The sequence below is a fragment of the Marinobacter sp. 3-2 genome, assembly GCF_003751355.1.
Classification (GTDB): Bacteria; Pseudomonadota; Gammaproteobacteria; order Pseudomonadales; family Oleiphilaceae; genus Marinobacter; species Marinobacter adhaerens.
Genome location: NZ_RJUQ01000011.1, coordinates 158,548 through 171,929 on the forward strand (window position 1 = coordinate 158,548; position 13,382 = coordinate 171,929).

Consider the following 13,382-nt stretch of genomic DNA (forward strand, 5'->3'; position numbering starts at 1 on the left):
CCACATCAGATTCTGTTTTTGGCATCGAAGATCCAGTCTTCCAGTCTGGGGTGCGGCTCACTGGCCGCGGACTGATAACGCTCATAAAGGTCGACCGCCTCGGAAGGTTTACCCAGGTAGATATCAAGCAGGAAGGCCAGATTAAGGATAGCAGGCGCGTAATCCGGATCAGCAGACAGTGCCGCGCGATAATACCGTTCTGCTTCCTCGAATTCTCCTGCGTTCCGGGCAATTACTCCCAGATGATTCAGCGCCTGCACATGTTCAGGATTCATCGCCAGCGTGCGTTCAAACCAACTTTTCGCGGTCTCGGTATCCTCTTCGGTGAACGCAATAATGCCAAGGTTGGCCATGGGGCCGGCTTTTCCGGGGTAGTCGCTCACCAGTTGCTCGAATCGGGTTTTGGCCTCGGCGAGATTTCCCTCCTCCATGGCACTCACGGCCTTGGCGAATGACGCTTCCAGTGCAGCCTGCTCAACTTCTGCCTCAGACTCCGGCGGCGCCGGCGCCGTCACACACCCCGAAAGCGAAAACATCACGAAAAGACAGAGTCCGCAGGCCTTAATCGAGCTCATAGACAACCCCCTGGGTAACTTCTTCTTTCCGATAACGTCCGGGCAACAGGGCTTTCAAGGCCTCGTAACTGCGCTTGACCCATTCATCGAAAATGCCCTCCCGGGCCCGCCGGATATTCTGCTCGTGGATATCGATGGCGTTGTCCTCAAACGGGTAGGCCTGCTCTTCCAGGAGAAGCTCGTACTGAGCCAGTTCAAGCTCGCTCAATCCGGTGGGCCGCTCCGAGTCCATGAGATCGGCACCGAGGCGTGCATAGATGTGGGCGATCTGGTAACCAGCCTCGGTTGCAAATGATGAAAGGCCATAGCTGGCCGTCTTCTTGTAGGCGTTGACCGCTCGTTCAAGCGCATCGGTCTTCGCTGTCATGCTTTGATTGAGTGGCAGAGTCAGCCTGATGCCGTCATACCGGGCAAGGGCGTCGCGGGCGAGGATTGCAGAGGCTGACGCCGCAAGGTACCTCATGCGATCGTCCGCGGCGTCCGGGTCCCGGTCCACCGTTTCCATCTGCTTTCGCAACCAGTAATCCCTGCTTTCGGCATCCCCGTCTTCCTGATAGAGCTCAGCCAGCCGATTGGCCGCTTCCATGTAGACGTCCGTCGGCTCGGGGTGGCTGTTGGCGTAATTTCGCCAGGTATCAATCGCCTTCTCCCGGTTACCGGCCTGATCGTACAGTTCTGCTGCAATCAACAGGTTTTCCCTTCGCTCTTCCGGCGTCTTGGCGAGGGAGACCATTTGCTGGAGTTCGTCGGCGGCTCGCTCCCACTGCTCCGTTTCACGGTAGGCCAACGCCAGTTTTGCAGGGACTGTGTCAATCAGCTCGTGATTGGGGAAAGACCGCCTGAAACTGGTCAGCACACCGATGGCCTGCTCCCAGAGATTGGCGGTGATAAGAAGTGAGGCAGCATCGTATTCGGCGTTTGCCCGCAGAGCGGATTCTGGAACGGCCGTGCCGACTCGCAGGAATTCGCTCACCGCAGCCTCCACATTTCCGGCATCAGCTAACTGCTCCGCCTGTCGATAGACCGCGGCTGCCAGATTTTCACGAACGCCGCTTCTGCGTTCATCGTCTTCGGCCATTGTTGCCAGGGCGTCACGATAAGCCTGTTCAGCCTCGGCGTATCGGGCCAGTTCGGAGAGGCTGTGCCCGGATAACAGCAAAGCTTCCGTCGTCAATTCATCCGGGGGCGTGGGTTGCCAGGTAACAAGTCGGGCCGCCATATTGACGGTCTCTTCCCAGTTGTTCAGGTCAAATTCACGCTGCAGCGCAATGTAATACACCGCCGGCGCCCGGGCGTCGCCGGGAAACGCATTTGCGAACCGCAGCCGGTTCAGTTGTTGCAGCTCCTGATAGGCCATCCGCTCCGATACCGGTTCACTCTCCCAGGTTTGCGAGTACTCCCGGAATGCCAGCACCGAGGCATACCCGGCTTCAGCTGCCCGATCGGCTACTGTGTCTTCCGGATAGTCATAGGCCACGCGTTCGAAAGCTGCGATTGCTGCCGGCCAGTCTTCCAGCTCCAGGTAAGTCTCACCCAGAAGGAACAGCCGCTCCGGTGTACGGGGGTGGTCCGGGAAGGTAGCCGCAAATTCGGCGTAATAACTGGCGGCTTTGCGGTAATGATCGTCCGCCTGCTGATCATCCTCCGCCTCCCCTGCCAGCAGGTACTGGCGGTCCGCCAGTTCCGGCAACAGTTGTTCCAGTTGTTGCTCGATAAAGCCAATTGCATCGGGGCCCGCTGACTGCCAGTAATCGCTGTAGATTCCGTAAAGGCTGACAAAGCCGGCCTTTCGTTCAGGGATCGTACGGGTGAAACCGGCCAGCTCAAGGGTATCAATGATCCGGATGTGGTAGCGCGGCGCCCAGGGACTCTCCGGATGGTCTTCTATGTAGGCTTCGAAGACATCGATGGCATCACTGTATTGCTCTCTCTCGAGCAAGAGCTCGCTGTAGCGGTCGTAGACCAGGATTTCGTAGGGGCGACCACCCGTTTGGCGGAAAAGCGCCTGGAGGGTTTCCGCTCCGTCAAGGTACGACAGGGACAGCCCTACCACCCTGAACAGATCTTCGATCAGTGTCTGGCTTCGCTGATCCACGTCCGCCACCGGCCTGCCCTCGGGCATGACAAGATCAAGCACTTCAACGTAACTGAAGAGCGCTTCCTGGTATTGCGCCTGTTTGAAAAGACTCCAGCCCTTCATGTAATGCGCGTTCACCAGGAACGAGGGATCGGCCATGCGTTCCTGGCTCGCGAGGGTAACCTCGTCGAAAGCCTGTTCCGCTTCCCCGTATCGGCCATCGATAAACAACAGATCGCCGCGGCGGAATTGAGCCTCAACCCAGTATTCTGAATCCGGGTAGCGGCGGACCAGAGTATTCAGTGCATCAAGCTGCTGCGGCGTCGCGCCTCGAAGCTCCCAGGCTCTGGCAAGCTGATAATAGATCTGGTCATTGCCCTCACGCTCTGGATATTCCGACAGAAGGCGCTGGTAGGCATCGATGGCGCCGGACAGTTCATCGACAGCCGAATCCGCCATTTTCCGCTCCGCACGCTGGAATTCCAGATCGGCCAACCGATGCCTGATGGTAACCTGCTTGCGGGGATCCTCTACGAGTGGCAAAAGCGCCTTGTAACTGTCCATTACCGTTTCAATGGAAACATCTTCTGCGGGGTCGCTGACCGCCGCTGCATCGGCACTTTCCTGCCGCGTTTCGATCGCCGGAAGCGCAGCCAGTGTGCCCTCACGGACTCGCGGCATTTCTTCGCCACCGGCAGGCATCATCGACTGCAACATCTGGCAGCCACTCGCCATGACAAGGGCCCCAACCATGAGGAGGCCTTTAACAGTCCTGCCGGCCATCCGATTATTCATCACCGGCACCTGCATTTTGCGATGCGCGGAACAACTGGTCCGCCAGCCTCGCCTGGGCGTGGCGAGAGGCCAGCAGGTATCCATTAAGCTCCTGTTGCTGGGCAGCCAGCATCCGATCAACCTGCGCCAGGAGTGTTTGCCGGGCACTGCCTAATGCCTCGGACACCTCTGTTCCAAGAGTCGCGAGTTCCCGTTCGCTGGCAGCGATCCGCCGAGCCAGTTCCGCATGGCGGGCATCATCGGCCATCAGGCTTTCAACCCGTTGCCGCTGGGCCTGAAAGCTTTGCATCTCGCGATCCAGTTGCATGAGCTGTTTTTGCGCCGCCCAGCGATTGATTCCATAGTCATCCGCAATCCACCAATCGAAGTAGGCACGCATCCGCCGATACGTCGCACGCTGCCTGGCGGTCGTCGCGTCGTCAGGCAAATCCGCCAGAGTTTTCTCAACCTCAGCGAGCTTGTCTCTGAGCGCTTTTTGTTGCGAGGTCATGAAGAATCCCGCATCTTCGTCTGCCAGCGCCGAGGAAATTCTGTCCGTGAAGTCCTCGTGCAACTGCTGCCACTGGTCTGCCTGTTGGGTTTCGAGTGCCCGACGGGTCTCGGCAATACGAATCTGCCGTTGCTGCTCACGGGTCTCCAGCATGATCCGGAACGATTCAAACCTGGACTGCCGCTCGGCGATGAAGGACTGTATTCGGTAGAGTTCGTTCAATTCGGCAAGCGCCTGCTGGAACGTCTCCGAAGCCAGCACTTCCGCCATACCAGAATCGAGGGGCTGCACGCGCAGCCGGCCATAGGAATCTGTAAGAATCCCGTCGCTGTCACGGCTGAACTCAAGCTGGGCCATAAGGTTTTCTTCATTCAGCCGATCCCGGATGTTGTCGAGCTCCCTGATACGGGCCTCGTAATGGTCGGCCGCCTTTTTAAACGCAGGCAATGCTCGCTGTGGAGCGTTCATCTGCTCAAGAACATAGGCGCGGGCAAAGGGAACCTGCTGGCGCCAGGGCAAAAACAGTTCACGGTTCGCGAGAGTATCAAGGGCGTCGAGAGCCCTCTCCGGCCTGCCCTGGCCCGCCGCGGCAACGGCGTAGTCAAAGAGAGCCTGATCGGCGAACACGCCGGTCAGTGGCATGGCTCCCAGGACCTCCAGAGCTGCCTCAAACTGGTTATCACGCAGGTACAGGCCCGCAAGCGAGAGGCGAGCGCGGCCCAGCAGGCCCTCCCGTTCGGCATCTGGCTCGACGGAGTCAATGGACTGGTCGAGGATGGCGATGAGCTTTTTCAGTTCCTCTTCGGCGGCAGCTACGTCTGCCGCATCGAGAGCGGAGACCGCGGAATTGTACCGGAGGTAAAGGGACCAGATGTCCGTTTCGTCCAGCTGCTCCCGAAGCGAAGCCAGTTCGGGTTCATCATCAGGGCGGGCAGACATCATGACCAGCCGGGAGCGCAGATAAATCCATTCGCGGAAAAGATCGTGGTCGGCCTCGGCCAGTATCTCGCCATCGACACGATCGAGGTTCTCACGTGCGAGCGCCTGATTCCCCTCGAGGTAAAACACCTTACCGAGATAGAACCAGGCCTGGTTGCGAACATCAGGCGACAGATTGCTGCCGGCGCCATCGGCCCCGAGTAGCTGCGTAAACAACCTGCTCGCCTCTCGGGTCATCCCCCAGGACAGCATGAGCCCGCCCTCGACGAGAGCCGGATGATCTCCGTGTCCCTCAATGCCGCCCCGTTCGCGCGCCACGGCCAGCTGGGTCAGAGCCTCGAAGGCGTTACCCTGATGGTATTCGTACAGCGCCCAACCATAACGAAGGTCCTTCGCCCGCTCGGGTTGCGCCTCGTCGGCATGAACCGGAGTCATCATCAGCCACAGTAGGGCACCCGCGTAAATGAACGGGCGTCGACCTGAGAACTGGCTTGCTTTCAATCCCACGACGCGGCTTACTCCCACTCCACAATGGATACGGAGGGTTGGTAGTTGGAGGAGCGATCTTCAACGCGGATTTCCAGAGCGGCCGTTCCAGTGCCCTTCTCAAACTCCAGGGAGGCCGCCTGCTTGTAAGGCCGCTGATCCGGGCCGATTCCCTCAACAAACGCCGTCATCTCATGGACGCCGGTTTTCAGGTTGCCGACGTATAGCCGCTGCATGCCGCCGCGTTCAAGGGCAGTCACCTGTCGCTCCGTATACAGGTGGGAAGCAACAATCTCGTCGTCGACTTTCAGTTTGACCGCATCCAGCTTCAGAAACTTCCCGGCATCAACGCTGAGAAACACGGCAACCTGGGTATTGGCTGGAAAAAGCAGATCTTCCTCAAGGATAAACAGGTCACGATTCAGGCGTATCACTTTCTTCTTGAGCGCCTCCACCTGCTCGGCGACGGCTGTATCATCTTTCTCCGCCCCGGGATTGGTCTGGGCAAATGCGGGGGCTGTCAGGGCGAGGGTCAATGCCGCTAAAAGCACCGGAAATCGGGAGTTCAAGCAAGTGGCCATGGTCGTTCTTCCTGCATGCTCAGTATTCAAGAATCAACGACGCCCGGGTTACGTAGGCATCGAAGGAATATAGGGGTTCTTCGCCCGGGAGAAAGTCACCTGCTGCGGTGACATCCCGGAAGTTGTCATATTCAAAATTCAGCCAGTCCACCAGTAAGCTGAACTGCAGGCGATCGATGCCGGGAAGCGACGTCTGCTTCCATTCGTAGACCGCGCCCACCGCCAGGGTTGTCCCGGATAGGGAGCTGAGCTCCTTGTCACGGGCCAGGTGTGTCTGGGAGTTCTCGAATGGGAAAAGATCGCTGTAAAAGTCCGCCTCGCTCTGGCTGTAGTAACGAATGGAACCTTCAAGGGTCCAGTGCTGGTTCAATCCGTGCACGTATCCCAGTTCGACCGTGTGGGCATTGATGCCCCAGGTATCGGAAAAATAACGGTATTCACCGCGAATTGAGGCGCGATATGGCAGATAATAAAGCGCTCGCATGGCCACGGAGGTACTTGTTCGGGTTTCCGGATAACGTTCTGGTTGATACAGGAACGCTGTGGAATCGTTCGGGTCAATGTAGCGGTTCTGTCGGTAAGGGTTCTGCAGGAAGCCCTCATCCGTAACCACCTCAAGATCCAGGCCTACCAGGCTGTTGCGGGTGACGACCTGGCTCAGTCCGAGCTGATAGTTCCGACGATCAGCTTCCTCGCTGAAGGAATCGTTGCCGACCCGGCCCACTTCATCCCAGCCGCTGGCATAGCCCATGGTTACTGTGGACATGCCCCCGAAAAACTCCTGGCTGAGCGAGAAGTAAACGGTGTTGGCCTCGTAATCGTTTTCGGAACTGTTGGTGAAACCCAGACTCAAAATGGACTTATCGTGCAGGTAATCGACACCAAAAGTGTACTCGTTGCGTTCTTCCTCGTAGGGGCTCGCCGTGGCCAGAACGTCCACAGAGGCAGCCGAAACGGAGTCAACATAGTACTGGCCGGAAAACGAAACCGACGAGCCAATACCCTTGCGCACCAAAACTGAGGGGCCATCGATGACCATGCCACCACCGTCATAGCGGTGGTAGAGAACATCCACGTTATCCACTGGCAAGGTCGCCGCAATCGCCTGTTGCCCGGCCAACATCAGCACGAACAGAGCGCAGACGGAGCGTACTAACCTCTTGCCGTCAGTTACAGCCACAGCCACCCCCAGAACCGCCTTCTGCTCCCCGCGCAGACTCCCGGGACTGATAGACGTGATGCATATAGGAATCCGCCTTGCCATGACGGCTGAGACTCATGACCGGATCCGCCAGATTATCCCGTTCATAGGGTTTTACCCACGGCTTGATTGAGCTGCATCCAGAGATCGTGAAGGTCGCGACCAAAAGAGCAGAGGCAGTGAAGATCGACAAATTACGCATAAACGTTCCGTCCGAAAATTATTCGCGCACCAGCTCGCGAATCTGCTGTTCGTACTCGTCTTCGTAACCCGGCTGATAGCCGTAGTGGAGATACCGGGCATTACCATCGCGATCGATCATCACGGTCGTTGGCATGGCCTGGACTTCATAAAGCTCGCTCACCGAACTCTCCGGATCGTAGAGGATCGGGTAATTCACGGGTACCTTGTCCAGGAAGCGATGGGCCTCTTCCCGATTCTCATCCACATTGACCGCCAGAATCGTGAAGCCGAGATCCTTGTATTGGCTGTAAAGCTCATCCATCAGCGGCATTTCCTGGCGGCAGGGACCACACCATGATGCCCAGAAGTTCAGCATCACCACTTCACCACGATGGTCCTCCAGCCTCAGGTTTTCGCCGGAACGGCTTTCCAGGGTGAAATCCGGAGCTGGCACATTGATGGCCTCGGCGCCCGCCATGGGGCTAAGACAGGCCAGGACGCCCGCCACCGCCAGTGATTTTATGGATGCTTTCATAACCATTGCTCCTGTAATCAGAAAAAGACCGACAGGCCAGTGCTGACCCCTGTGTTCATGGAGGTTTTCTCGGCCCCAAGAACGTCTATTCGGTAGTAGTGCTGTCTTACACCAATCTGAACTGCAACGCTGTCCGTCAACAGAACCTGATAGCCCGCGCCGGCATTCAGGGTAAACCGGGTGTCACCCGCAAAATCGGTAGCGCCGGCACCCGCAATCAGATAGAAATTGGTGTTGAACGCGTAGTTCTCGGTGAGGAAGGCCTCACCCGGAAGCACGTTGTAACCCAGGTTGATGTTGTAATAGCTGTAATCCCGCTCGCTGTCGGTAAGCACCTCCACGTTACCGGCCAGTTTCTCGAAACTGGTTTCTCCACCCTCCGCGAAGCCGACTCCTGCCTCGAAAAAGAAGGACTCGCTGAGGTGGTAGGTGAGCTTGCCGCCATAAAGCAGCGATGACTCGAAGTCCTCGATATTGAGCACGCCCACAAAAGCGCCAATTTCAAAGTTCTCGGTGTCAATCAGCGCCTCGGTGACCGGCACCGGCGTAACATCCGGCTCGATCAGCGGCCGATCATCCTGGGCCTGGGTTGCTGTGGCTATGCATAGCCCTGCCCCGAGACACAGCGTTTTCAGAAAAAGATGCTTAGTCCGATTTTCCATTCTGTCGCTTCTTCGTTGGTGGACCGGGTAGTGAACACTTTGTAGTCCTTCACTTCGGCACGGATGAAATATCGATCGGTGATGTAGGCGCGGATGCCAAGCCCTGCATGGCCAATGCTGTTATCCCGTTCTTCGGGCTGAGCCAGAGTGGCCTTGGGATCAACCCAGATATGCCCGACCCCCAGGGTAAAAAAGGGTGATACCCGCCAGTCAGGAAATGGCTGATGCACCAGATTCGCATTAACCATCCTAATTTCCGAGGCGCTGCCCAGAATCTGAGAAGCCCAAAGCTCGGCGGACAGGTTTCTGGTCATCCAGAAGCCTCCGTAGCCTGCCGTGACAGCGGCACCGTCAAACTCCCCCATCATCAATCCGGCTTCCACCCGCCGGCTTTCAAAAGCCTCAAAATCCGGCACCTGAAGATCCACACGATTACCCGTGGCATCCACCGTCTGCGCAATATCCGCAACCGCTATCCAACCCTCCCGGCCACGGGCATCCGTCACTTTGATCCAACTTGTCTTGCGCTGGAGAATGGTCAGCCATTCCCCTTTTTCGCTGGTATGAAAAACCGGATAGCCCGTTGCCGGTCCGGTTCGCCAGGACACATAGGGCTCCGCCACCTGCACTTTCAATTCATCGTCTTCAGCCTGCCCCCACAGCCAGCCGGCCCAGCTCTGGGCCGGCAACAACAAAAGAAAGATAAGAATGGCGATGGGCATGGTGCGAGTTTCAGTCCTTGGATCAGTCTTCCGGAGCGTCGAACGGATTGTTGAAATACTGGCCGCCAATATCCAACCACTCTGCAATCAGTCGCAGTTCGGCGGGCGAGAGGAAATCCCTGTGTGAACCGTCGTCGGCGAATACATCGAAGAAACGACTGGCACGGGCACCGTTGACGGACATTGAAGCCTGCACCGGCACTGTTACCAGGATGGGTTGTTCATCTCCGTTGGCGTCCAGAATGGGATTGCCTTCTTCGTCCCTCAAAACCTCCCCGGAGTCCACGAGCACATCGATCAGGGCGCCGTTCACCAGTTCCTGCTCACTGTCCGGGAAGAGCAGTTCTCTGTAGGCGTTGAAGTGTAGCGGTTCATCGGGTGACGGGCCATCGCCCAGATCCAGTTGTCCAGCCGGCACTTGCTGAGCGTCCGCAGCATCGGTGTCCGTATGGCAACTGGTACAGGTGTAGTCATCCACGACCGCCATGGTGTCCGGGTCCAATACCTCCCGATTGACGCTCCACAGCGGATGAATATGCTGCTCGTAGTTGATCACAATCCGGCAATTCGGCGCCCAGTCGGTGGCACATACGCCGGATATCGGCGGCGGTGTCTGCAGATCGGCATAGGCGTAGGCAAAGCTGTCAGGCTTGGGATCCACGGCATCTCCGGACCATTCATCGGCATAGACCACATCCGGCGTCGGCCGGCGAATCTCGTTGATGCGGGCAAACACCTGAGCCATGGTTTCACCCATGTCGGCAAACAGAGCCGGGTCGGTATTCGGGAACGGAAGGCTGGTGGTTGCGGCCCCACCCCACACGGACGCTGGACCGGCATCCGGTCTGCCATGGGGTGTCGGACTGTTCGGGTTGTGGCACCCTGAACATTCAAGGGTCTCGCCGGGGCGCACCGTGAGCCAGTTCTGGTGCCGGTTGCCCATAGCGCCACCAACACGCTGGCCTTTCTCATCGAGAATACTGATGGCAAATGCAACATTGGCGGGCACCGCCACCTTCACTGACCCATCGGGCTCTATCGGCACGTAGCCCAGTATCTCCCGCATCAGCTGAGCCCGGCTGCGGCCAAAGGCGCTGTTGTCGAAATCCCGGACGTTCTCATCGGGGATGGCCACGGGCTTTTCCAATCGAAGGAATCTTGCCGGGCGATCTTCCGGCGGCGTTTGCAGCGGATCAGCCATTGCAGCAATACCAGTCGGCGTGGTGTCCACTCCATCGATATCATAGACGCTTCGAATGTGCAGGACGCCGTAGCCGGCATCGCCGAGGGCCCCCTCATCACCCGTGAACTGGGATTCCGGGATGAACCCTTCCAGAGGCCGCTCCTTCATCAGGACCGCCTCATCAAACTGAACGCCCTCTACCGGCGGGACCACCGGCCGCTGGGTTTCGCTGTTGATATCCAGAAGCCACAAACCGTAGACGGGCTCTGCGGGTTGATAGTCTTCGGATTGCAGGCGATCTTCCGTGCAGTTCACAATCCGGTCGGTCGCTGTTTCACGCAACCGGCAAGGTGTCCAACTGACCAGGTAGCGGTTGGTACCATCAAGCAGCGGTGAAACCGATGCATAACTGCCTTTCAGCGACAGTTGGCCATCCAGGCCCACGCCGGGCACAAGCGAGCGCTGGCCCGAACCTTCGGTGCCATCGAGACGAAGATTGGCCTCAACAAATTGGTCAACATCGACTTCCGCCAACACAGACGCGTAATCATCCGTTTCAAACGGCCTTAGCTGCACGAGCAGATTGCCGCTGTCTGATTTTCGTGGCTGCAGGTACTGTATGTCGTTCGCTTCTGGAACCGAATCGTGGGAGTGACGACCGAAAAGATAACTCAGGCCAGTGCCGTCAGGGTTGACGCGGTAGAGGTTCACACCGTTGTTCCGGGTTTGGCCGGCATTATCCCAGCGGCTGAAAACAATGGTGCCATCATCCGCCACCATGGGGTCGAGGTCGTGGCTCTGATTGAAGGTGATCTGTTCAATGTTCTGACCATCGTCGTCCATCACATGCAGAACAAACCCGGGGCTATCACCCTCCTCGTCCAGACCGGAGTACTGGGGTTTGCCTTCATCAAGCAGCACCGCCTTGGAAATCCGCTGACGTGTTGACGAGAAAACGATTCTGCCATCAGGCAGATAGGCTGGCGCAACGTCCTGCCCGGCCCGGGCGGTAACGTCCGAATCGATGATCCGGCGCAGGATGTCGGTACTAACGTCGTATTCCCAGATATTCCAGGTTGGCTGATCCTCGTCGTCTGCGTCCTCGATTTCCGGCGCACGCATGGCAAACAGCAGTCTGGAGCCGTCGTGGGAAACGTGGAGATCTTTCACGTCGTAACGCAACTGACCATTGTCATCAAGGAATTGCGGCCCCGCGAATGCTCTTGAGGCAATATCCCGCGTCTCGGCGTCCGCAGTGGCACTGGCCTTCAGAAACAGCCGCGCTCCGGGGCGGAAAGCGCTCGGGTCGGCCAGGTTGTCCTCGACAAGGGCCCCGGTGTTTTCGTCAAAAAGCAGAGCCCGTTCGACATAAGCCACAGGGTTCTCGACGACAACCGGATCCGCCTGCTGACTGTCGCTGCTCGAAAGACAGCCAGACAGAGCAGCAAGCGAGCCGAGTGCGACAGCCAGGCGAGCACTGCGAGAAATGGTTAGAGTGGGCGACTTAATTTCCAACGTGAGAAACCCTGTTTCGGATGACATTCCATGACATAAATTAAGTCGGTTCCGCTGGCAGGCTCCAAGGGTTTTACGTAACGCAATGTAATAACGTGGCCTACGGCTCAAAACGAAGGATATAGCAAGCCGTAAACTTTTAACAATTGTCAAAAAGCATTAATGTGCACATGCTATCGATCACCGAGGGAAAGGACATGACCGCCCGGAACAGGATCAGAAGCCTGCTTTGCAAGGCTTGCAGTACCGCAGTTCTCGTCGCATTGGTGTCTGGACAGGCCAGCCTTGTTCAGGCTGGACCCAGGGAGCAGGCCAAAAGAATCCACGATCGGGTCGCCGGCGTGCCACCCTCTGAAGTCGTCCTTGACGATATGGCGAGCGACATAGAGTCCGGCAGAGCGATTGATGCCGCCTTCACGGCCATGCAAGACAGCGCTTTCTACGACGTCACCCTGAAGAATTTTGCAGCCCCCTGGACCAACGAGGCGATGTCAAAGTTCGTGCCCCTCAATGATTACATTGCCACGGTGATTGGCCTGGTGCGGGACGGGGAAGACTTCCGAAAAGTTCTGTATGACGATGTTCTTTACATCGGGAATGCATCCCTGAACCTGCCAAACTACTCCACCAGCAACAACAACCACTATGAATCCCTCGAGAACAGTGGAGCCAGCCTTAAGGACAACCTGGAGCGGGTAAACCAGTCGACCTACACGGGCCTTCCTCCCTCGGCCACCGCCGGCGTCATTACATCAAGAGCTTCCGCCCGGGCTTTCTTCAGTGCCGGCACCAACCGGGCGATGTTCCGCTTCACACTGATCAATCACATGTGCAACGACCTGGAGCAGGTTGCGGACGTTACCTTGCCCACGGACCGCATTCGCCAGGATGTTTCCCGCAGCCCGGGTGGTGACAGCCGGGTATTCCTGAACAACTGCGTTGGCTGCCACACCGGCATGGACCCCATGACCCAGGCGTTTGCCTACTACGACTACGAGTATGACGCCAACACCGACCCCGATGGAGAACTGGGCAGGCTGGTCTACAACGCTATTGGCGAAACAGATCCAGAAACCGGCTCCAGGGTTCAGGGCAAGTACCACATCAACTCTGCAACCTTCGAGCAGGGCTATGTCACACCTGACGACAGCTGGGATAACTACTGGCGCCAGGGCGCCAATCGCCGACTGGGATGGGATCCCTCACTCCCGGGTTCCGGCAGCGGTGCCAAGAGCCTGGGTATGGAATTCGCGAATTCCGAGGCCTTCGCAGAGTGCCAGGTCAAGAAGGTGTTCGAGAATGTTTGCCTGCGACCTCCCTCCGACAGCGCAGACCGTTCGCAGGTAAGCAGTATGGTTGCCAGCTTCGCAAGTCAGGGTTACGACCTGAAGCAGGTATTTGCAGAATCCGCCGTGTACTGCATGGGGGAGTGAGGACG

11 protein-coding genes are annotated in these 13,382 nt (G+C 57.7%); 1 reads left to right on the plus strand and 10 read right to left on the minus strand.

Going from position 1 to position 13,382, the window contains the following annotated elements; genetic code table 11:
• Nucleotides 1-5: 5 nt before the first annotated feature.
• The 10 genes from EDB94_RS02560 to EDB94_RS02605 are packed head-to-tail and all read right to left on the minus strand — an operon-like array spanning nucleotide 6 to nucleotide 11,971.
• Entirely contained in the window at nucleotides 6-575 is a 570-nt protein-coding gene (locus EDB94_RS02560; RefSeq protein ID WP_108017381.1) for a tetratricopeptide repeat protein, read from the minus strand.
• Entirely contained in the window at nucleotides 562-3,447 is a 2,886-nt protein-coding gene (locus EDB94_RS02565; protein WP_108017917.1) for a tetratricopeptide repeat protein, read from the minus strand. Before EDB94_RS02565 ends, EDB94_RS02560 begins: the two co-directional genes overlap by 14 nt.
• A complete protein-coding gene (locus EDB94_RS02570; RefSeq protein ID WP_260312501.1) occupies nucleotides 3,440-5,383 on the minus strand; it encodes a hypothetical protein in 1,944 nt (647 codons plus the stop codon). Before EDB94_RS02570 ends, EDB94_RS02565 begins: the two co-directional genes overlap by 8 nt.
• An 8-nt stretch (nucleotides 5,384-5,391) precedes the next feature.
• Nucleotides 5,392-5,943, minus strand: coding sequence for a hypothetical protein (locus EDB94_RS02575; RefSeq protein WP_041645288.1), 552 nt, complete (start codon nucleotides 5,941-5,943; stop codon nucleotides 5,392-5,394).
• Nucleotides 5,944-5,962: 19 nt separating this feature from the next.
• Nucleotides 5,963-7,066 carry a DUF3570 domain-containing protein gene (locus EDB94_RS02580; protein WP_049784481.1) on the minus strand — a complete coding sequence of 368 codons (1,104 nt, stop codon included), beginning with the start codon at nucleotides 7,064-7,066 and terminating at the stop codon, nucleotides 5,963-5,965.
• 43 nt (nucleotides 7,067-7,109) lie between these two features.
• Nucleotides 7,110-7,346, minus strand: coding sequence for a DUF4266 domain-containing protein (locus EDB94_RS02585; protein ID WP_041645289.1), 237 nt, complete (start codon nucleotides 7,344-7,346; stop codon nucleotides 7,110-7,112).
• Between the two features lie 18 nt (nucleotides 7,347-7,364).
• Nucleotides 7,365-7,868, minus strand: a complete 504-nt coding sequence (locus EDB94_RS02590) for a TlpA disulfide reductase family protein (protein WP_014577483.1) — start codon at nucleotides 7,866-7,868, stop codon at nucleotides 7,365-7,367.
• A gap of 11 nt (nucleotides 7,869-7,879) precedes the next feature.
• Nucleotides 7,880-8,524, minus strand: coding sequence for an outer membrane beta-barrel domain-containing protein (locus tag EDB94_RS02595; protein WP_108017382.1), 645 nt, complete (start codon nucleotides 8,522-8,524; stop codon nucleotides 7,880-7,882).
• Nucleotides 8,494-9,246 (minus strand): SH3 domain-containing protein, encoded by a 753-nt coding sequence (locus EDB94_RS02600; protein ID WP_108017383.1) that lies wholly within the window; start codon nucleotides 9,244-9,246, stop codon nucleotides 8,494-8,496. The genes EDB94_RS02595 and EDB94_RS02600 overlap by 31 nt, the downstream gene beginning before the upstream one ends.
• Before the next feature lie 22 nt (nucleotides 9,247-9,268).
• Nucleotides 9,269-11,971 (minus strand): PD40 domain-containing protein, encoded by a 2,703-nt coding sequence (locus EDB94_RS02605; RefSeq protein WP_108017384.1) that lies wholly within the window; start codon nucleotides 11,969-11,971, stop codon nucleotides 9,269-9,271.
• Between the two features lie 170 nt (nucleotides 11,972-12,141).
• Between EDB94_RS02605 and EDB94_RS02610 the strand changes: the two genes are divergently transcribed.
• The gene (locus tag EDB94_RS02610; RefSeq protein WP_108017385.1) at nucleotides 12,142-13,377 is read left to right on the plus strand and encodes a hypothetical protein; all 1,236 of its coding nucleotides are present in this window, start codon (nucleotides 12,142-12,144) and stop codon (nucleotides 13,375-13,377) included.
• Nucleotides 13,378-13,382: the final 5 nt, after the last annotated feature.